The 19,149-nt window shown below is 38.3% G+C and carries 18 protein-coding genes; 9 read left to right on the top strand and 9 right to left on the bottom strand.

Annotated features, from left to right (window positions below; genetic code table 11):
- Positions 1-43: 43 nt before the first annotated feature.
- The 5 genes from ESZ26_RS05930 to priA all read right to left on the bottom strand — a co-directional run bounded on the left by ESZ26_RS05930 (position 44) and on the right by priA (position 5,386).
- Positions 44-409 (bottom strand): gamma-butyrobetaine hydroxylase-like domain-containing protein, encoded by a 366-nt coding sequence (locus ESZ26_RS05930; protein ID WP_146798827.1) that lies wholly within the window; start codon positions 407-409, stop codon positions 44-46.
- A 59-nt stretch (positions 410-468) separates the two neighbouring features.
- Positions 469-1,797 (bottom strand): ATP-dependent protease ATPase subunit HslU, encoded by a 1,329-nt coding sequence (gene hslU, locus ESZ26_RS05925; RefSeq protein WP_146798826.1) that lies wholly within the window; start codon positions 1,795-1,797, stop codon positions 469-471.
- Positions 1,798-1,859: 62 nt separating this feature from the next.
- The gene (gene hslV / locus ESZ26_RS05920; protein ID WP_070375002.1) at positions 1,860-2,378 is read right to left on the bottom strand and encodes an ATP-dependent protease subunit HslV; all 519 of its coding nucleotides are present in this window, start codon (positions 2,376-2,378) and stop codon (positions 1,860-1,862) included.
- Between the two features lie 133 nt (positions 2,379-2,511).
- Positions 2,512-3,066, bottom strand: coding sequence for an SPOR domain-containing protein (locus ESZ26_RS05915; RefSeq protein ID WP_146798825.1), 555 nt, complete (start codon positions 3,064-3,066; stop codon positions 2,512-2,514).
- A 103-nt stretch (positions 3,067-3,169) separates the two neighbouring features.
- The gene (gene priA, locus ESZ26_RS05910; RefSeq protein ID WP_146798824.1) at positions 3,170-5,386 is read right to left on the bottom strand and encodes a primosomal protein N'; all 2,217 of its coding nucleotides are present in this window, start codon (positions 5,384-5,386) and stop codon (positions 3,170-3,172) included.
- Between the two features lie 254 nt (positions 5,387-5,640).
- Between priA and rpmE the strand changes: the two genes are divergently transcribed.
- The 6 genes from rpmE (at position 5,641) to alr (ending at position 10,874) form a co-directional block, all read left to right on the top strand.
- Positions 5,641-5,853, top strand: coding sequence for a 50S ribosomal protein L31 (gene rpmE, locus ESZ26_RS05905; protein ID WP_070374999.1), 213 nt, complete (start codon positions 5,641-5,643; stop codon positions 5,851-5,853).
- Between the two features lie 212 nt (positions 5,854-6,065).
- Positions 6,066-6,632, top strand: coding sequence for an RNA polymerase sigma factor (locus ESZ26_RS05900; RefSeq protein WP_395880792.1), 567 nt, complete (start codon positions 6,066-6,068; stop codon positions 6,630-6,632).
- Positions 6,629-7,165 carry a hypothetical protein gene (locus tag ESZ26_RS05895; protein ID WP_146798823.1) on the top strand — a complete coding sequence of 179 codons (537 nt, stop codon included), beginning with the start codon at positions 6,629-6,631 and terminating at the stop codon, positions 7,163-7,165. The genes ESZ26_RS05900 and ESZ26_RS05895 overlap by 4 nt, the downstream gene beginning before the upstream one ends.
- Before the next feature lie 23 nt (positions 7,166-7,188).
- Positions 7,189-8,139 (top strand): DUF4097 family beta strand repeat-containing protein, encoded by a 951-nt coding sequence (locus ESZ26_RS05890; RefSeq protein WP_170246317.1) that lies wholly within the window; start codon positions 7,189-7,191, stop codon positions 8,137-8,139.
- 138 nt (positions 8,140-8,277) lie between these two features.
- On the top strand, positions 8,278-9,696 hold the full coding sequence (gene dnaB / locus ESZ26_RS05885) for a replicative DNA helicase (protein ID WP_070374997.1): 1,419 nt from the start codon (positions 8,278-8,280) through the stop codon (positions 9,694-9,696).
- Positions 9,696-10,874 (top strand): alanine racemase, encoded by a 1,179-nt coding sequence (gene alr, locus ESZ26_RS05880; RefSeq protein WP_146798821.1) that lies wholly within the window; start codon positions 9,696-9,698, stop codon positions 10,872-10,874. Before dnaB ends, alr begins: the two co-directional genes overlap by 1 nt.
- Positions 10,875-11,086: 212 nt before the next feature.
- On the opposite strand, the gene ESZ26_RS05875 is transcribed toward alr, so the two are convergent.
- From ESZ26_RS05875 to zur, 4 genes are all read right to left on the bottom strand, one after another.
- Positions 11,087-11,551 (bottom strand): chemotaxis protein CheX, encoded by a 465-nt coding sequence (locus tag ESZ26_RS05875; protein ID WP_146798820.1) that lies wholly within the window; start codon positions 11,549-11,551, stop codon positions 11,087-11,089.
- 75 nt (positions 11,552-11,626) lie between these two features.
- Positions 11,627-12,142, bottom strand: coding sequence for a DUF6702 family protein (locus tag ESZ26_RS05870; RefSeq protein ID WP_146798819.1), 516 nt, complete (start codon positions 12,140-12,142; stop codon positions 11,627-11,629).
- The gene (locus tag ESZ26_RS05865; RefSeq protein ID WP_146798818.1) at positions 12,142-14,493 is read right to left on the bottom strand and encodes a M1 family metallopeptidase; all 2,352 of its coding nucleotides are present in this window, start codon (positions 14,491-14,493) and stop codon (positions 12,142-12,144) included. The genes ESZ26_RS05870 and ESZ26_RS05865 overlap by 1 nt, the downstream gene beginning before the upstream one ends.
- A 165-nt stretch (positions 14,494-14,658) precedes the next feature.
- Positions 14,659-15,093 (bottom strand): zinc uptake transcriptional repressor Zur, encoded by a 435-nt coding sequence (gene zur / locus ESZ26_RS05860; protein WP_146798817.1) that lies wholly within the window; start codon positions 15,091-15,093, stop codon positions 14,659-14,661.
- Between the two features lie 284 nt (positions 15,094-15,377).
- On the opposite strand from zur, the gene ESZ26_RS05855 reads away from it, so the two are divergent.
- The 3 genes from ESZ26_RS05855 (at position 15,378) to ESZ26_RS05850 (ending at position 19,009) form a co-directional block, all read left to right on the top strand.
- On the top strand, positions 15,378-16,178 hold the full coding sequence (locus tag ESZ26_RS05855) for an enoyl-CoA hydratase-related protein (protein ID WP_146798816.1): 801 nt from the start codon (positions 15,378-15,380) through the stop codon (positions 16,176-16,178).
- A gap of 281 nt (positions 16,179-16,459) precedes the next feature.
- Positions 16,460-16,618, top strand: coding sequence for a hypothetical protein (locus ESZ26_RS19185; RefSeq protein ID WP_170246316.1), 159 nt, complete (start codon positions 16,460-16,462; stop codon positions 16,616-16,618).
- An 87-nt stretch (positions 16,619-16,705) separates the two neighbouring features.
- Entirely contained in the window at positions 16,706-19,009 is a 2,304-nt protein-coding gene (locus ESZ26_RS05850; protein ID WP_146798815.1) for a hypothetical protein, read from the top strand.
- Positions 19,010-19,149 lie beyond the last annotated feature (140 nt).

Here is a 19,149-nt window from a genome sequence, read left to right as displayed (position 1 = left end):
TGCTAACTCACCTCGATTTTCATTGTCAGCGAGTATAAGTTCTTTATTTCACTTCCACAAAGCTGATTGACGCTTCTCTATTTTGACTCGTGGTTAAACTTCTACAATAGTTTTGCCAATTAACGTCGTAACTGTCAAAGAGATTTTTGAATGTCTGGTCAGTGAAAATAGCGCTGTGTTTATCGTCAAATACTAAACGGTGGCCATACTTACCTAGTGGCTCAATATCAGTTAATTGCACCTCTTTTTTATGGAATACTTCCGGTATTTTAACGCCATTTTTAGTTTTCGTTTCAACGGGAGAAAATACTCTTAGGTATTCAAAGGAAAAATTAAGCTGATGATTACTATCAACATTAAGGGTTAATTTTTTTTGCTTGCGATCAAGCGTAAACTGAATAATATTCATTAATTCCTGCGCTTATAATGGAAAAAAAAGTAGGAAGTTAGCTTCCTACTTTTTTTCATCTAGAGAATAAAACGACTTAAATCTTCATTTTTAACTAATTCAGAAATAGTGTCTTCTACGTATTTCTTATCAATAACAATGACTTCACCAGCACGTTTGTCAGCATTAAATGACAAATCTTCGATTAAACGTTCCATCATAGTATGTAAACGTCTTGCGCCAATATTTTCTGTACTTTCATTAACTTGCCATGCGGCATTAGCGATTGCCTGAATACCATCTTCACTAAAGGAAACATGCACACCTTCTGTTGCTAATAGCGCGATGTATTGTTCCGTTAATGACGCGTTTGGCTCAGTTAAAATTCTAACAAAGTCATGAGTCGTTAAAGGCTGTAGTTCAACACGGATCGGCAATCGACCTTGCAACTCAGGGATCAAGTCAGAGGGTTTAGCCATTTGAAAGGCGCCTGAAGCAATAAATAAGATATGATCGGTTTTAATCATGCCATGCTTAGTGCTTACCGTTGAACCTTCAATAAGCGGTAATAAGTCTCGTTGTACCCCTTCGCGAGAAACATCGGGACCTGAGCTATCACCACGTTTACAAATTTTGTCAATTTCATCGATAAAAACGATGCCATTTTGTTCAACAGCATAAATAGCTTTTTCTTTAATATCATCATTATTGACAATCTTGGCGGCTTCTTCTTCTTGCAATGCTTTAAAAGCATCTTTAATTTTTAATTTACGCTTACTTGTTTTTTCATTAGACATGCCTTGAAACATGTTTTGTAGCTGCGAAGTCATCTCTTCCATGCCCGGAGGAGCCATAATTTCAACTCCCATTTGTGGAGCAGCTAAGTCTAATTCTATTTCTTTATCGTCAAGTTGACCTTCACGAAATTTTTTGCGAAAAGCTTGACGAGTACTACTGTTATCGGTAGCTCCGTCAGCGCCAAAACCGTCACGAGGTGGAGGCAATAATATATCTAAAATGCGTTCTTCAGCGGCTTCTTCGGCGATATGCTTTACCCGAGCCATTTCCTGCTCTTTGGTCATTTTTATGGCCATATCCGCTAAGTCACGAATAATCGTTTCAACCTCTTTACCAACATAACCGACTTCGGTAAATTTAGTGGCTTCAACTTTAATAAAAGGAGCGTTGGCAAGTTTGGCGAGACGCCTTGCTATTTCTGTTTTGCCAACTCCGGTTGGACCTATCATCAGAATATTTTTAGGGGTAACTTCGGTGCGTAACTCTTCGTTTAACTGCATTCTGCGCCAGCGATTTCTTAAGGCGATGGCTACAGCACGTTTTGCGTCACTTTGACCAATAATGTGGCTGTCTAATTCACTGACTATTTCACGTGGTGTCATATTCGACATGATAATTCCTTAAGCATTTTACTTATTTGATAGCGATTACTAAGCGAGACGAAAGTCGAGCTTTATAGCTCGTCAATCGTATGTTGATGATTGGTGAATACACAAATATCGCCAGCAATTTTTAATGATTTTTCAACAATTTCAATCGCAGAAAGTTCGGTGTTCTCTAAGAGTGCGGTTGCTGCTGACTGTGCAAAGTTACCTCCACTACCGATAGCAATTAAGTCATTTTCTGGTTGGATAACATCACCATTGCCGGTGATAATTAATGAGGCTGTTTCGTCAGCAACGGCAAGTAAAGCTTCTAATTTTCTTAAAGCACGGTCACTTCGCCAATCTTTAGCAAGCTCAACGGCGGCTTTAGTTAAATGGCCCTGGTGTTGTTCAAGCTTACTTTCAAAACGCTCAAATAAAGTAAAAGCATCAGCGGTGCCGCCAGCAAAACCAGCAAGTACCTTACCATTATATAAACGACGAACTTTGCGAGCATTGCCTTTCATTACGGTATTTCCAAGTGATACTTGGCCATCACCACCAATTGCTACTTTGCCATTACGTCTTACGGATACGATAGTTGTCACAATTAACCTCAAATATTTATTTTTATCTATGAAGAATAGATAAGGCTAATTATGACTTTTTCAAGGAGGGAGTTAGATAAATGTAGCTATTATGTCAATCGGACTAATTTATTGCTCATTAATCCGTTGGATATTATCTCCAAAGCCAGATTTGACAGCCATTAACATTATTGCTTTTTAGCTTATGCTTGTCTTTTTCTGCTTCGCGTTTACGTTCATAAGGACCTAAAAACACTTTGTAATAAATACCGTTTGTACCTTTTGATTCACTTATTTGTGCGCTTAAACCGGTGAAAGCAATGTTCGCTTTTAAGACTTCGGCTTGTTTCATTGTTCGAAACGACGCACATTGCATTTTATAAGGGCCTTTGTCCTTAACTTCATATTTACCCACTTCAACTTCTTTGCTTTTTAGGTTGTCAACATATGCCCATATCTCTTTCGGGGGAGCAGGTAATGCTTTTTCTTCGACAGCTTGTGGGGCTTTTTTGACTATTTTCACGGGAGAGACTTGCGGTTTATTGTCTTTTATCGACCATAATCCGTAAATAAAGCCACCGATCAATAACATCACTAAAAAGAGTGAAAGCTTAAATTTTAACGTGAAGGTTGGTTTAGGAGCAACTTTGCCTTTATAGGGACTTTTCTTTTTGTTTTGTGCGCGGGAAACGTAATCTTGATGAGCCATGAAATAATAATATACCGGTAAACGTCGGGTAATTCTAACCAACTGGTAAGGAAATGACACTAGTTTAAAAAGAAAATTGTAACAGAAGGCTTATTACTTAAAATTACCAGCTTAAATCAAGCGGATCAACGTCTACGGTCCAGCGTACTTTTTTCTGCCATTCATTCTGAGGAATAGCGTTAATCAGCTGATAAATTGCAAGATGAAGTTGCTTGCGTGATTTAGCTTGGACAATTAAATGGTAGCGATATTTGCCTGCTTTTTTCTCCATCGCAGCTGGCACCGGACCGGCAAATTGGCAGCCATCAAAAGTAAACTCGGTTAATGCACTGAGAAATTTTTCAGGATAAGAAGGGTAGTTAGCTTCCGCGCGAAAAAGTGCTTGATAACTAAACGGCGGTAACAAGGCTTGTTTGCGTTCAGTTAATGCATATTTAGCAAAGTGCGGGTAACCGTTGTTGACTAAATCTTGTAGTAATGGATGTTCTGGGAAATTGGTTTGTACTAAAACTTTGCCTGGCTTACTTTCTCGACCTGCACGGCCGGCAACTTGTACTAATAATTGCGCCATGTGCTCGGCGGCACGAAAGTCAAAACTAAACAGTGCACCATCAACGTCTAGCACAGCAACCAGTGTTACATCAGGGAAGTGATGCCCTTTTGCTAACATTTGTGTGCCAATCAGTAACTGGTGTTTCTTATCACTGACTTCTTGTAATAACTTTGCCAGCTCGCCTTTTTTACGAGTACTGTCGCGATCTATTCTTACGGTACTATAGTCGGCAAAAAGTTCGCCGATACGTTCTTCTAATTGTTCTGTACCTTGCCCCATGGGTTTAATACGGACGCTGCCACAACTAGGACACTGGTACGGGATACGCTTTTGACTACTACAGTGGTGACAAATTAATAATTTTTTCCCTTGGTGTAAAGTATAAGGTTTATTGCAACGCTGACAATCGGCTACCCAGTGACACTCTTGACAATTAATCGCTGGCGCATAACCGCGGCGATTTAAAAATATTAAGGCTTGTTCACCGCGCTTAAGTGTTGTTTCAATCGCCTTTTTTAGCGTACCTGATAAGCCATGCTCCATTTGCTGTTGGGCAATATTAATAAGACTGATTTTGGCTTGAGTACTTTGACCGGGTCTTTTGGTTAATTGATGATATTGATATTTACCCGACAAAGCATTTTGTAGCGTTTCTAAACTAGGCGTGGCACTACCGAGTACAATGGGAATATTTAACTGCCCCGCGCGTAAAATAGCAATGTCACGCGCGTGATAACGAAAACTGTCTTGTTGCTTAAAAGAGCCATCGTGCTCTTCATCAACAATAATTAAACCTAAATGATGTAGCGGAGTAAAAACGGCTGAACGCGTGCCAATAATTATTGCGGCGGTGCCTCGTTGTGCAGCCAGCCAAGTTTGTAAACGTTCTTTATCGTTTAATCCTGAGTGGTGCAAGCAAATAGGTAAATGAAAACGTTGCTCAAATCGACTGAGCATTTGTGGTGTTAAACCAATTTCAGGCACTAATACTAGTACTTGTTTATTGGCAGCGAGGGTTTTTTCCATTGCTTGTAAGTAAACTTCGGTTTTACCACTACCCGTTACACCGTCGACTAAATGACAAGAAAACTGATCAAAAGATGCTTTTACCGCCGAAACAATAACCGCTTGTTCAACGGTTAAGGTTAACTTTTCGTTTTCAGCTAAAGCCTCTTGGTGATAAACAAAGGTTTCAGCTTTTTGTTGTTTTTCTTCAATTAATTTTTTCTTTTCAAGGGTGTTTAATTGCGGTTTTGTATAGCCTAATGTTCTAATTTCTGCCCAAGTTAGCCCTGGGTGGGTTTTAATTACATTATATAGTTCGGCTTGCTTGGGCGCTCGTTTAACTATTTTTTCTAATATCAACTTTTCTTTACTATCTTGCTCAAGCACAAAACAATGCCAAGTGGTCGCTAAATCAATAGTAGGTTGCTCAATTTGACGCAGTAACACTGGGAGAGCCAGTTGTAATACGTCTCCGACCGGGTGATGGTAATAGTCAGCACAGCGCAGTAAAAACTTTAACAGCGCAGGAGGAAAACTGAAGTTGTCATTAACTAAGCCAATAATGGCTTTAAGTTTTTTGTCGTCAATGTCACAGACTTCACTGGTACTTATAATAATACCAATAACTTCTCTATGGCTAAAAGGCACGATAACACGAGCGCCTATTTGAATTTCGTCATCACTGATGGTTAGTGGGACGATATAAGTAAATAACTGACGCATAGGAACAGGAATAGCGACTTGAATATAACTAACCTGCATAACGAGTACTTATTTGACGACAATTGCCCTTATTCTGCCGACTTGTTGTTAATATGCCAAGTAGGATTTTGTAGAAAGTCACCTTTAATCACCTTAACTGATTAATTGTTCATTTTTTAGCAATTAGTGTCATTAGGCTATTGCTAAGCATCTGCCGATGATTTAAAATTCGCCTCCATTATTTTTAACTCGTATGGTGCTTAGCAGCAATAATGACTGACTAAGTGGCGATACGGCCTTATACAGAGGTTTCTATGAAAGACGGTATTCATCCTAATTATGTTGAGTTCAAGGCAACTTGTTCTTGCGGTAACATCATCGTAACTCGTTCTACAGCGAAAAAAGATATTCACTTAGACGTATGTTCAGCTTGTCACCCATTTTACACGGGCAAACAAAAAGCTGCTGAGACCGGTGGTCGTGTTGATAAATTCAACAAACGTTTTGGTGCTCTTAGCAGCAAGTAATTTTGCGCTAAAATCAAAATGTACAAAAAAAGCGTCGCAAGACGCTTTTTTTATGCCTAAAAATCCATTGATACACAGTTAAATTTCCACGTCACATGAATAAAGATAATATTTTATTCTTTGCTTTAAACCCTTTTCTTAAATACGGTATCTTACTTTATAACAACACCATTATTGAGAATTAACCTTTGGATGATCCGAAAGTTATTTACATTAAAAATTGTGCTGAACCACCGAACGCTATTGCCCAAGCTCTTGAAGACGAACGGGTGATTATTAGTCGAGCACAACAGGGTGATCAGCAGGCTTTTTATCAGCTTTATCAGCAGTATCATCGGAAAGTTTATGCTATCTGCTGGCGTATGCTTGCCGATAAAGACAGTGCTGAGGATGTTTGCCAAGAAGTTTTTGTACAACTATGGCAAAAAATAGCTAATTTTCGTGGTGAAAGTAAATTTTCTACTTGGTTACACAGTGTCACCAATAATATTGTACTCGGACACTTGCGCAGACATAAAAACTGGTTGCAGCGTATCTTTAGTCTTGAAGATCAAACTATGGCAGATATTGCCGTAGAAATGCCAGATAGCGTGGGGTTAACCGAATTAGATAAACATATCGCGCGTTTACCTGAAAGAGCTCGCTTAGTTTTTGTGTTGTTCGCGGTTGAAGGTTACCGCCATGAAGAAATTGCAAATATGCTCGGCATGGCAGTAGGCACCAGTAAAGCGCAATACCATAGAGCTAGAAATTTGTTAATGGAGTGGATCGAGATATGAATAAATTAGTATCAGAGCAAGCTTTACAAAAAGCACTGGCAAAACTACCTGATGAAATGACACCACAACGTGATTTATGGGCGGGTATTGAACGGGCAATTGAAGTTAAAACACCAGACAAACCAGCGCATGTTACTCCGGAGAACAAAGTTTTTATGCCTACTGTATGGGCAGCATCTTTAGTGATCGCAGTGTTAGTTACTTGGCTTTCTTTTTCGCCTCAATTTTCAGAGCAACCACTAGATTTAGCGCAACAAAATAATTCACCTTTGACCTTAGTAACCGCCATGCAAGAAAATTTTAAGCAAACCAAGCAATCGATGTTGATTAGTTTTGGTCAGCCTAAAATATCGGCACTGCCGAAAGAAATTCAACAAGAGCTAATAAATCTGAGCTCAGCGCAAACTACAATTGAAAAAGCTTTAAATGAAGACCCAAGTAATAATGATTTACTTAATTTATTACGTTGGACCCAAAGAGAAGAATTAGATTTATTAAGCCAACTATACAGCCCTAAATGGCAGAGTATTTAAAAAGTAACACTAGAGAGGTAGTTATGAAAGTTTTACAAAAAGTCATGATGATGATGCTATTTTTAGCCACTTGTTCAAGTTTTGCCGGTCAGCAGATTGACAAGTCATTAACAGTAAGTGATGTCAGCAGTGTTAATATTGAAAATTTACGCGGTAATATTACGGTTATTGGTTGGGACAAAGGCACTATTTCGGTAAAAGGAGAATTAGAAGACGACGCAGAAGGTTTACTCTTTAAGCAAGAAGGCTCGCGTGTAAAAATTAAAGTTGAGCTTGAAAATAAGAGCAACAACTTCTGGGGTAACAATGCTAAAGGCTCGGTATTAACGATTCATATGCCTAAAAATATTCGCGTTAGTTTTGAGGGGATTGCCAGTGATATTAATTTTGAAAACTTACATGCCAGTGTCGAAGCAAAAACGGTAAGTGGTAACATTCAGGCCGTTAATTTGAGTGAACGCATTGAATTAATTTCAGTCAGTGGTGATATTGACAGCAGCCAATTATCAGGGAAAGTAAGTTTATCGAGTGTTAGCGGCAATATCAAAGACCGTCAGTCACGTGGACGTTTAAGCTTACGCGTGGTCAGTGGTGAAATTGACGCACAATCAGCAGCAAAAGAAGTGATGATCGAAAATGTCAGTGGCAATATTAATATAGGATTAAATGAGACTGATGAACTCTCCGTTGCCAATGTTAGCGGTGATTTTTCAGGAACTGTATCGTTAAATGACGGTGGTGTCGTTAAAATGTCGAGTATTAGTGGTGGTTTGGCATTAAAACTACAGAAAAATGTCCAAGCAAGCTTTAGATTATCAGCCAGCGCTGGTGGTGACATTACTAATAAAATTACCACGCAAAAATCAAATAAAGCTAAGTATGGTCCAAGTTCAAAATTATACTTTGAAACTGGTAGTGCCAATGCGAACGTACGTGCAAATACGGTAAATGGCAATATTCGCGTCAGCAATTAATTTTTATCACTCGGGCATTAAAAATAGAACGAGTTAGGGCCCATTCTGACTCGTTTTTATATTCTGTTTCAAAGTAAATTCTGCTAACCTAGCAACAGTTTTAATCTCGCATTTGCGATAGAGTTTTAGGGTAAATAAATGGCAGAGCGCAAGCCAAATAAATTTTTCAAAGATAAAAAGTATTCTCAAGATAGCCAAATGAATGCTTTAAAAGTTCCACCTCATTCACTTGAGGCAGAACAATCTGTATTGGGCGGTTTATTGCTCGATAACGAGACGTGGGATCGTGTTGGCGAACGTGTTGTCGCTCAGGATTTTTATAGTCGTTCACATCGTATTACTTTTGAAACCATTGCTGCGTTAATTGAACTAGGCAACCCTGTTGATTTAATTACCTTATCTGAAGCTTTAGAGAACGAGCAACGACTTGAAGATGCCGGTGGCTTTGCTTACCTTGCCGAAATGATGAGGAATACACCAAGTGCGGCCAATATCACCGCCTATGCCGACATTGTTCGTGAACGTGCGGTTACTCGTGAAATGATCAGTGTGGCAAATGAAATTGCTGAAGCGGGTTATGATCCTCAAGGGCGTGCCAGTGCAGAGCTGCTTGATTTTGCTGAAACTAAGATATTTGCTATCGCCGAACAACGGGCTAACAAGTCTGAAGGGCCAGAAAATATTACCTCAGTACTAGAAAAAACAGTCGATCGTATTGAGCAACTTTGTTCATCGCCAAATAATGGTGTTACGGGTGTTTCTAGTGGCTTTTCTGATTTAGATAAAATGACCGCTGGTTTTCAAAAATCAGACCTTATTATCGTTGCTGCACGTCCGTCAATGGGTAAAACTACCTTTGCGATGAACATCGCAGAAAACGCGGCGATGACTGAAGATAAACCGGCATTGATCTTTAGTTTAGAAATGCCGGCAGAACAACTGATGATGAGAATGCTAGCCTCATTAGGCCGTATTGACCAAACCAAAATTCGTACCGGGCAATTAGGTGACGAAGATTGGGCGCGTTTATCATCAACCATGGGGTTACTTATTGATAAAGGTAAGATGTTTATTGATGATGCCGCTGGTTTAACGCCAACTGATGTTCGCTCTCGTGCACGCCGTATTGCCCGTGATCATGGTGGTATAAGTATGATCATGATTGATTACTTACAGTTGATGCGCGCGCCTCAATTTGCTGATAACCGTACCTTAGAAATTGCAGAAATATCACGGTCATTAAAAGCATTAGCTAAAGAATTACAAGTGCCGGTTGTGGCACTGTCTCAGCTAAACCGTAGTTTGGAGCAACGTTCAGATAAACGGCCTATTAACTCGGATCTCCGTGAATCAGGCTCTATTGAGCAAGATGCCGATTTGATCATGTTTATTTATCGTGATGAGGTTTATCACGATGATTCAGAGTTTAAAGGTATGGCAGAAATTATTATTGGTAAACAACGTAACGGTCCCATTGGTCGTGTTCCGTTGACTTTCCAAGGACAATTTTCTCGTTTTGATAATTATGCTGGTCCGCATGTATTAGATGAAGATTAATGGCATTAACGACCGCAACGGCAATTATTAATTTATCTGCGCTCAAGCACAACTTAGCGCAGATAAAATCACTTGCTCCGACAGCAAAGGTGCTAGCCGTTTTAAAAGCGAATGCCTATGGCCATGGCCTAGAACGCATTGCGCACGCCTTATTCTCAGAGCAAGCTAAAATAAATGAACACGGCCATTCATCGACTACCGCTGATGCAATTGCGGTGGCAAGAATTGATGAAGCGCTGGCATTACGGTCTTCAGGTATTACTCAACCTATTGTCTTGCTTGAAGGTTTTTTTAATGCAAAAGACTTAGCCATACTTGCGGTTAATAATTTACAAACGGTTATTCATAACCATCAACAACTTGATGCTCTTTTAACGGCAACGCTTCCTTCGCCGTTAAAGGTTTGGCTAAAAATCGATACCGGTATGCACCGTTTAGGTATAAACCCAGAAGAGTTTAGCTCTTTCTATCAGCAATTAACTGACTCAGTAAATGTGCAAAAAAACATTGTGCTAATGAGTCACTTAGGTTGTGCTGATGATAAAAGTAATCAGGCTACGCGCCAACAAATATCACTCTTTGAAAAAGTAACCTTAGGCTGTAACGAAGAACGCACATTGGCAAACTCTGCCGGTATTTGTGCATGGCCAGCAAGTCATTACCAATGGCTTCGTCCAGGGTTATTGCTATACGGGGTTTCTCCTTTACCCTTTGAAAGTAGTACCGCAAATTTATTCACTTGTGCGTCAGAAAATGCGTTGCAAAATACAGATGTAATGTTGAATGTTCAGCCGGTAATGACCTTGAAGTCAAGTTTGATCGCCGTACGTCAATTAGCCGCTGGAGAATCAGTCGGTTATGGTAATGCTTGGACAAGTAAGCAAAAGACCATTATTGGTGTTGTTGCCATTGGTTATGGTGATGGTTACCCTCGTCATGCTAAAAATGGCACTCCTGTGTTGGTCAATGGGCGAAGGGTTCCCTTAGTAGGAAGAGTATCAATGGATATGATCACCGTTGATTTAGGGATGAATGCACAAGAGCAGGTTGGCGATGTTGTGACTTTATGGGGAGAGCAACTCTCTGTTGCCGAAATAGCGCAATGTGCGACCACTATTCCTTATGAGCTATTGTGTAATATTACTCGTCGGGTACAAATAACCCTATCCGCACTATAAAGGTCTTTTTTACATACTGAACACTCGGCCAACTTCTCAGTAAAGTTGTCAGCGGCCATTCAATAGCACACATAATACCTACTCGCATTCGGTTAATCGTCAGTGGTTATTGAGCGAATAAATTAAATATAGCGTAAATAATAAAAAACCTCGGTTATTGCTAAACGAGGTTTTGGTATTTGATTAAAAGCGATTATAAATTGTTCAGTTCACTATTTATCAAAACTGAACTCAATAAACGCTTTACCAAATTCGGAATTTAACGGAATGATGATAATAGGACCATCAGCTTTGTGATGAATCGTATGGTTTTGACCAGAAACAACCATAGGGGTTGCCATGTCAAATTCAAAGCCTTTTTCACTGAGCATACGCTTAGCGCCACCCGTGACCATATTGGTGATTTCACCGACTAAATCGGTAATTTCTTCATTGACTTCGTCAGGACCTTCACCAACCATTTTCTTCATGGTAGCAAGCGCTAACTTTCCTTCAAAAGTAATCGATAGCGAGCCTTTAGTTTGAGCACTCACCATGCCAATTAAACCAGAAACATCGCCCATAGCAACTTCATTTTTTTTCAAACGAGGTTTTTCTGGTACTAATTCCATTTGTGCCATAGTAGACATTACATTGAGCATTGAAGATAAAAAAGGGTTAATAAACTCTACATTCATGAATGTTTCCCAAGGGCTTAGTTATACTAGTAAATTTATTTTGCATGTTAATTTAGCAAATGTAAATCGTTCCTACTAGTTATTGTTTTTTATTATCGCAATTTTAACTAATTTCGAAAAAGTTAAGCTGCCTATAATTTTTTTGTCTTTGTAATTTACAGTATTTACTTGTTTAGGGTAAGTATCGATGAGTAAATCATTTTTTACCACTAATCCGGATAAAAAGTTTTCAAAATTAGCTTCTTGGTAAATATAAACATTACCTTTAGCAACTTCTAAACCGATCCAATTGAGCTTGATGGGCTGTTTTTTATTCTCTTGAACATCAATAAGTTGAAAATGTGCTTCAACATAGTTTTGAATGAACTTTTCGTATTGAGGATGCTCAGCTGAAAAGTGTATTTGTTGCTGTTCAGCAATGGCATTATCAATATCGTGAGCGGTGAACTGATGAATAATTTCTATGCTGTTGGTTCTTGGATTAACTGATAAATCAGTTAATCCAAAAAAGTAGCGGTGAGCTGCACTAGAAAGTGCAACCCCACACAATAAACAAAAAATAAAGCTTTTAAATAATGACACTTTCATCATTATTTATCTTCTTCTTCCTTGTCATCTTTTTCGTCATCAGCCGACTTTAATTTTACATTATAGTCGCGCATCATGTCTTTTTTCTTACGTTTGTATAACTCAAAACTTGACTTAATAGGACGTGCTGGCCAGTAGTTATTGTTAACATCTACATCAGCTGTTTCCCAGTTTGGATCAATAGCGATAGCGGTAATTTCTTTATCGGTAATAAATAATTTAGAAACATTGTTGCTATTTTTACGCCAGATTTCTGCAGGAATAGTGACTTGTTCTGTTGTTTTATCTGCAAAAGTTAATTGCACAATAATAGGCATGACTAAGCCACCTTTATTTTCAAAATCAACGATGTAGAAATTTCTTTCATCAACAAGGAGATCTTTTTGCCATTGCTCTAACTTTTTATTGGCGCTGTTGTAGGTATTACGTGCTTTATTGGTTGCGGTAAATTTATCATGTTCGTTGTAAAAATCTAACAACTCAGGCTTGTCAGTTGTTCTAAGCCAGTGACCTTTATCACGAAGATCACTAATAAAGGTTGGTTTTTCACTTTCTAAGGCACGATTCCAAGCCGCTTCTGTATCAGGGTTTTGGCTATTAGGACGGTATAAATGAATATTACCTAAAGCGATATCAACATGATCTGTGGTGTAGAACCAACCACGCCAGAACCAATCTAAATCAACGGCTGAGGCATCTTCCATCGTGCGGAAAAAGTCTGAAGGTGTTGGGCGTTTAAACATCCAACGTTGTGCATATTCCTTAAAGGCAAAATCAAATAATTCGCGGCCCATAACTGTTTCACGTAAAATATTTAATGCTGTTGCTGGCTTACCGTAGGCATTATTACCAAATTGAAGAATTGATTCAGAGTTGGTCATAATAGGTACCTGGTTAGTACTTTTCATGTAATTGGTAATATCTGCAGCATGACCACGGCGTGAAGGATAACCTTCTTCCCAGGCTTGCTGTGCTAAAAACTGTAGGAAAGTGTTTAAGCCTTCATCCATCCAAGTCCATTGACGTTCATCAGAGTTAACGATCATTGGAAAGTAGTTATGACCCACTTCGTGAATAATTACTCCAACTAAGCCGTATTTAGTACCACGAGAATAGGTTTTTTCACCCGTTTCTTTGTCAAGCGTTGGGCGAGGACCATTAAAAGTGATCATCGGATATTCCATGCCACCAACCGGTCCATTGACTGAAATAGACACTGGGTATGGGTAAGCAAAGGTATATTTATTATACTGTTGCATAGTATGGATAATAGCTTCAGTTGAGTACTTTTCCCATAATGGATTACCTTCATTAGGGTAAAAAGACATCGCCATGGTATCGGTACCGCCTTCTTTATATCCTTGAGCGTCCCAAATAAATTTACGGCTTGATGCGAAAGCAAAATCACGAACATTTTTAGCTTTAAAATGCCAGGTTTTCGTTTTTGTTGAGCGAGACTTCTCGTTTTCAAGCGCTTCATCAACAGTAACGATAAGTACCGGTTTTTTGGCTTTTTTAGCTTTCTCTAAGCGTTTACGCTGTGTTTTTGTTAAGACCTTACTTTCATTTTGCAACTCACCTGTCGCAGCAACAATGTGGTCTGCAGGTACGGTGATTTTAACGTCGTAATCACCAAATTCTAAAGTGAATTCGCCGTTACCTAAAAACTGCTTATTTTGCCAGCCCATAACGTCATAGTATGCTGCTGCACGAGGAAACCAGCCAGCAAGTTCATATAAATAGTTATCGTCTTCTTTAAAGTATTCATAACCCGAACGGCCACCTAACACTTTTTGTTCATGAAGCTTGTAGTTCCACTTAATATTTAATTCAACATCATCGCCGGATTTTAATGCCTTAGGTAAGTTAACGCGCATCATAGTGCCGTTAATTACATAGTTAAGTGCGCTTCCGTTTGATGCTGTAACAGCAGTAATTGTATTGCCGCCGTCAAATTCAGTCGACTCGATGGCGCCACGCAATCCTTTGTAGGTTATTTTCTTACTAGGAGCCGTCGCTGTTAAGCGATTGTCAGAGTCACGTTTTAAGCGATTTTGATCAAGCTGTATCCACAAGTAACGTAAGGTATCAGGTGAATTGTTAGTGTAGCTCATCGTTTCGCTACCCGTTAAGGTTTGCGTTTTATCATCAAGTTGAATATTAATTTTATAATCAACTTGTTGTTGCCAATACTGGTGACCTGGTGCGCCTGATGCAGTTCTGTAAGTGTTGGGTGTCGGTAAAGATTCTTCTAACTGACGAAATTTATCGCTACTAATAGTATTTTTTGCTATTGCGCTACCACTGGCAACAACAAATAAGCAAATTAACGCTGACTTGATTGAATATTTCATAGGCTTCCTGAATATTTTATAATATATGCATGTTTAACCGTGTACTTATAGCATAAGTAAGTTCACTGAGTTAAGGGGGAGGGTGCTTCTTATGCGACCAATAGCTCTAAATATGAGTTTAATGGGGGTGTTAAAGTTATTATCTACTACTTAACAAAAAAGTGGTTAACTGCAGCTTTGACAAGCACCATGCGCTTCAACAATTTGATGGCTAATAGTAAAGCCGGTTGCATCTGCCATCGAGCGCAAAGCCAAGTCTAAATTAGAAGATTGAATTTCTTCAACATGTCCGCAACGGTCACAAATGAGTAGTTGCACGGGATGATTACACTCACTGAAATGATGACACATCACAAAGGCATTTATAGACTCAATCTTATGAACAAAGCCCTGTTTGCCAAGAAAATCTAAAGCACGATAGATAGTTGCTGGCTTAGCTGCGGGGTCAATCAGTTTTAGTTCATCAAGCAGATCGTAAGCGCCAATAGCACCGCTATGTCCTGTTAACAGTGTAAATACTTGTTCGCGAGCCAAGGTAAATCGTGCACCACGCTTCTTGCAAGACTCTTTTGCTTGTATTAATAATTCTTCTGCATTCATTATGAGTTAGGTACTTGCATGATTAGTTGATTTTTTAGCAGTTTAACACAGAGATTTTGATGATGTAATATGCTTGAAAAGTTAATTACTTAAGCCTTTAAATTAAAAGCGTGTTGTTGGCACTCTCAACGTTTACGAAAGATGGAATGTAATACTTGATCGTTGAATTACACCTAAGTACTAAGATAAATTGACTTTAATGGTTTAGTAAATTTATCTTGTCTTCTTCGATACCTACGTGTCATCTTTAATCGATAATAATAAATTTTAAGTGTCGACTTAACATGCCTGAATTTGAATATTTAGATTTAACGCTCCAAAATCATCTTTTGCATTTACAACTTGCACGCCCGAATAAGGCGAACGCGATGAATAAAAAAATGTGGTTTGAAATTGGCGAAGCTTACCGCTGGATAAATAACCAAAAAGATATTCATGTCGTGGTATTGAGTGGCAAGGGGAAACAATTTTCATCGGGCGCCGATATCAACTTTTTATTACAAGTTATGGCGTCAACACAAGATTGCCAAAATGATAAAACAGTGCACTTGAGGTCTGAAATCATTAATATGCAGCAAGCCTTTTCAGCGATTGTTGATTGTTCTATTCCTACAATTGCAGCGATCCATGGTGTATGTATTGGCGGTGCGGTTGATTTAATTTCGGCATGTGATATTCGTTTAGCGTCGATGCGCTCTTACTTTAGTATCTTGGAAACGCAATTAGGTATACCTGCAGATATGGGAACATTACAACGCTTGCATTTTAATTTACCCGATGGCCGACTACGAGAGCTAGCATACACTTCGGCTATTTTCTCCGCACGCCAGGCAAAAAAATGGGGCATGATTAATGATACTTATTTAACACGTAAACGTTTAATGAAAGCTGCTTTTAGTTTAGCCAACTGCATTGCTTTATTACCTAATTATGCGGTAAAAGCGACAAAGCGCAGTTTAAATGTAAATAGCGATACTATTGTGGCTAATGGCCTAAGCGCAGTTGCCGAGTTAAACGCCGAATTACTGCAGTCTCCACAAGCAATGTTGACAATGGATGAGCTAAAACGAAAACTGAAAAAGTGATATAAAATTAATTAATTTAAGTAAGATGACTTAAACTCTCTCATCAATAAATATTTGTCGGCTATAGCATTGCAGCATTAATCTTTATATTTTACTAAAGTGTGTATGTCGGGCACATTAACCTGCTCAGGAAGGCCTAGAAGAGATACTCGGCAAAAATAGTGCATTAATCAGTGTTATCAGTAACGCTTGTCATTAAAAGTTCATAAACTAACTCACTAAAAGCTATACCTTTTTTGTTATTTAAGTCATAATCCATTGACATATAACAAGGAATGTTAATGATGAATGTCAATGAATTTGATCGAATGAATACCCTCTCTGAAAAAATACTCAGTTCAACCGCCTCTATCTGTGAAATAGAAGAATTCTCTGTATTACTTAACCTATGGAAAAGCTCTGAAAAATTCAATTTGGTTATTGATTTACCTCAGTATTGAATAGACATTTCAATTGTAAATATATTGATCTTTAGGTATAAATGTCTCGCCTATTTAGGATCAATTATAACAAATGGATGTTTTTGAATGAATAAGACTGCTTATCTTTTAGCGAGCTTAATATCACTTGCTCTTTTAGCCTCATGTGGCGGTGGCGAAGGCTCAGAAAAAATAACGACACCGCAGCCTATTATACCAACACTACCGGTTGTTGACGCTATTTTCACAGAAGATAATGCGGGTGATATTGCTATCTGGAGTACGGTGTTAACCGAAGCGAGTATTGATGCCGCAGACATTATTGAACAGGAAATTATTTGGTTTCATCATGCACCTGAAAACATCCTAATTAGAGACTGTAATAGTACAGGTAGCGTTGAAAAAATTATTGACGATACAGAAAGTAGCTACCAATTAGTCTTTACAAACTGTAGTTACCAAACCGATATTATTGATAGAGAAAATTCAACCACGACAGTGACTGCCTTAGTTAATATTACCCAGCAGGATATTCAACTTGATAACAGCGAAAGTCCTTACTCGGATAGTTTTCTTATTAAGGGCTTAAGTGCAAAAGTTTCCTCTACGCGCTTTATCATCTCTACGGTAGAAGAGCCTTCACTTTCATTAGAGTTAATGTTCGAGCTTTTACTGACAAGTAACCAAACGTGGAGCGCAAATACTGAAGACTTAAGCGGGGATCTTGTTGTAAATTATCAAAGTAAAAACAGAAAACTGGATATAAAAGCAATCGACTTTAAAGTTACAACTGAGGATTTAATGGTCGTTACTGACTCTATGAGGCAAACAACGATTAATCAACATATTAACGCGCCAAAGAGTAATAAATATCCGCATTACAAAGTCGATATTACCAGTACAATAACGAGTGAACTATTTGCCTTTGAGACCACTTTAACCTCTACAGTTACCTCGCCATATTCAGGTAAAGGTTACGCACCACAATCACCTGCTGGAACCTTTGCACTGACCAACGCTCAAAATGAAGAAATATTACTGACATTAATCACAAATAAATATATGCAATTGCACCTTAACAAAGAACTTATAGGTGAAGCAGAAACGGTAGAATGGACTTCATCCGCCTTATTTAATTTACACGATAATGCCCAAGCACTTGCTTTTATCCAAGAATTAACACCGTTCAAGGCTATTTCAATTACTAAAGAAACACTTGAAAATGATCCCGTTGAAAAGGTCATTATAAAATTTAATAAAAAAGTATCTATTGATAGTGGTTATTCAAATACTCCGATACAAGTTTCAACTATCTCGGTATCTAATTCCTTTTACCAACCTAGTATTTTAGCGACCGAAAACAACATTATCCTTTCTTTCGATACCAATGAATCTAAAGGTTTCTATGATATTTATTACGATGGAAACTATAAACTGAAAACCAGTGAAAAATATGTTGAACAAAGTTCAGGTGGACACTCAGTTAAACAAATCGTTGGCATTGTCGGTCAGGCAGTTACATTAGATCATACCGTAGAGCAGGTTCGATACTCATCTGTGTACAACCACCTTATTGCAATCAATGATTTTAACACCGTAATAAAAGTCTTTGACCTTGAAACAGGTCACTTAATCAACGCTTCTGAGGAAACAAATATTGTTTTTGATAATATTTGTTTTTCAGCTGATCAAGAAGGTATATTTTTAACGGGTATAAACTATGACGATTATAGCTACCAAATATTTTCATATGACCACAAAACGCTGACATTTATTGAGTCGTATCAGCAAACGGGCTCTGCACATAGCGTTATAAAATGCGCGGCTAATCAACTTATATTTGTAAATGATGATTCATTTGAGCAATTTAACTTATCAACAACAGACTTTGTCCTTACCGACATCGCTTTAGCCAACGTCAACAACATTGTTCAATCTCCTTTAAACGGCAATCAATTATTATATGTGTCGGATACAGATGACAGTGGCTATGAATTGTTTTCCTTAACATTAGATCCTTTAGAAATTGAAGCCGTTGCGACTTCACTAGAGGATAGTCGCAATACTTACAATTATTCAGGCGGCCAAGAGCGGGCTATTTTCATTGATGCGGTCAATGAAAACATTCTTGCTAGAAACACCATCATTAAGATAAGTGACACTTCTGAAATACTGCATACATTTACGGGTGAAGAAATTTATTTTCCGAAAAAAAATGAACATATCCGCTATCATAATGAAGCGCATAATATTATTGTGACCAATCTTGCTGTTTATGATGCCTCAACTTTTGCTGAGCTTATAGCACTGCCACCTATTCCTGCTGCAAGCTATTGGTTTGTTGATAATGATGATAGATTATCTGTAGTCCTTCAATCAATGGATAGTATTTATCGAGTAAAGCTCTACTAATTTTATAGGGCGATAAATTATAAAAGGCATCAGTAAAAAATATATTATGCGGATGTTTAATTGAAGCTATTGCCTTATTTACGCTAAGTATTGAGGCAATGAATACTCGTTTTAAGATAAACAAAGAATGATTTTATTTT

It is taken from the genome of Colwellia hornerae (genome assembly GCF_007954355.1).
In the GTDB taxonomy this organism is placed as follows: Bacteria; Pseudomonadota; Gammaproteobacteria; order Enterobacterales; family Alteromonadaceae; genus Colwellia_A; species Colwellia_A hornerae.
Note: the sequence above shows the minus strand (reverse complement) of the source record. Positions and strands in the feature narration are given on the sequence as shown.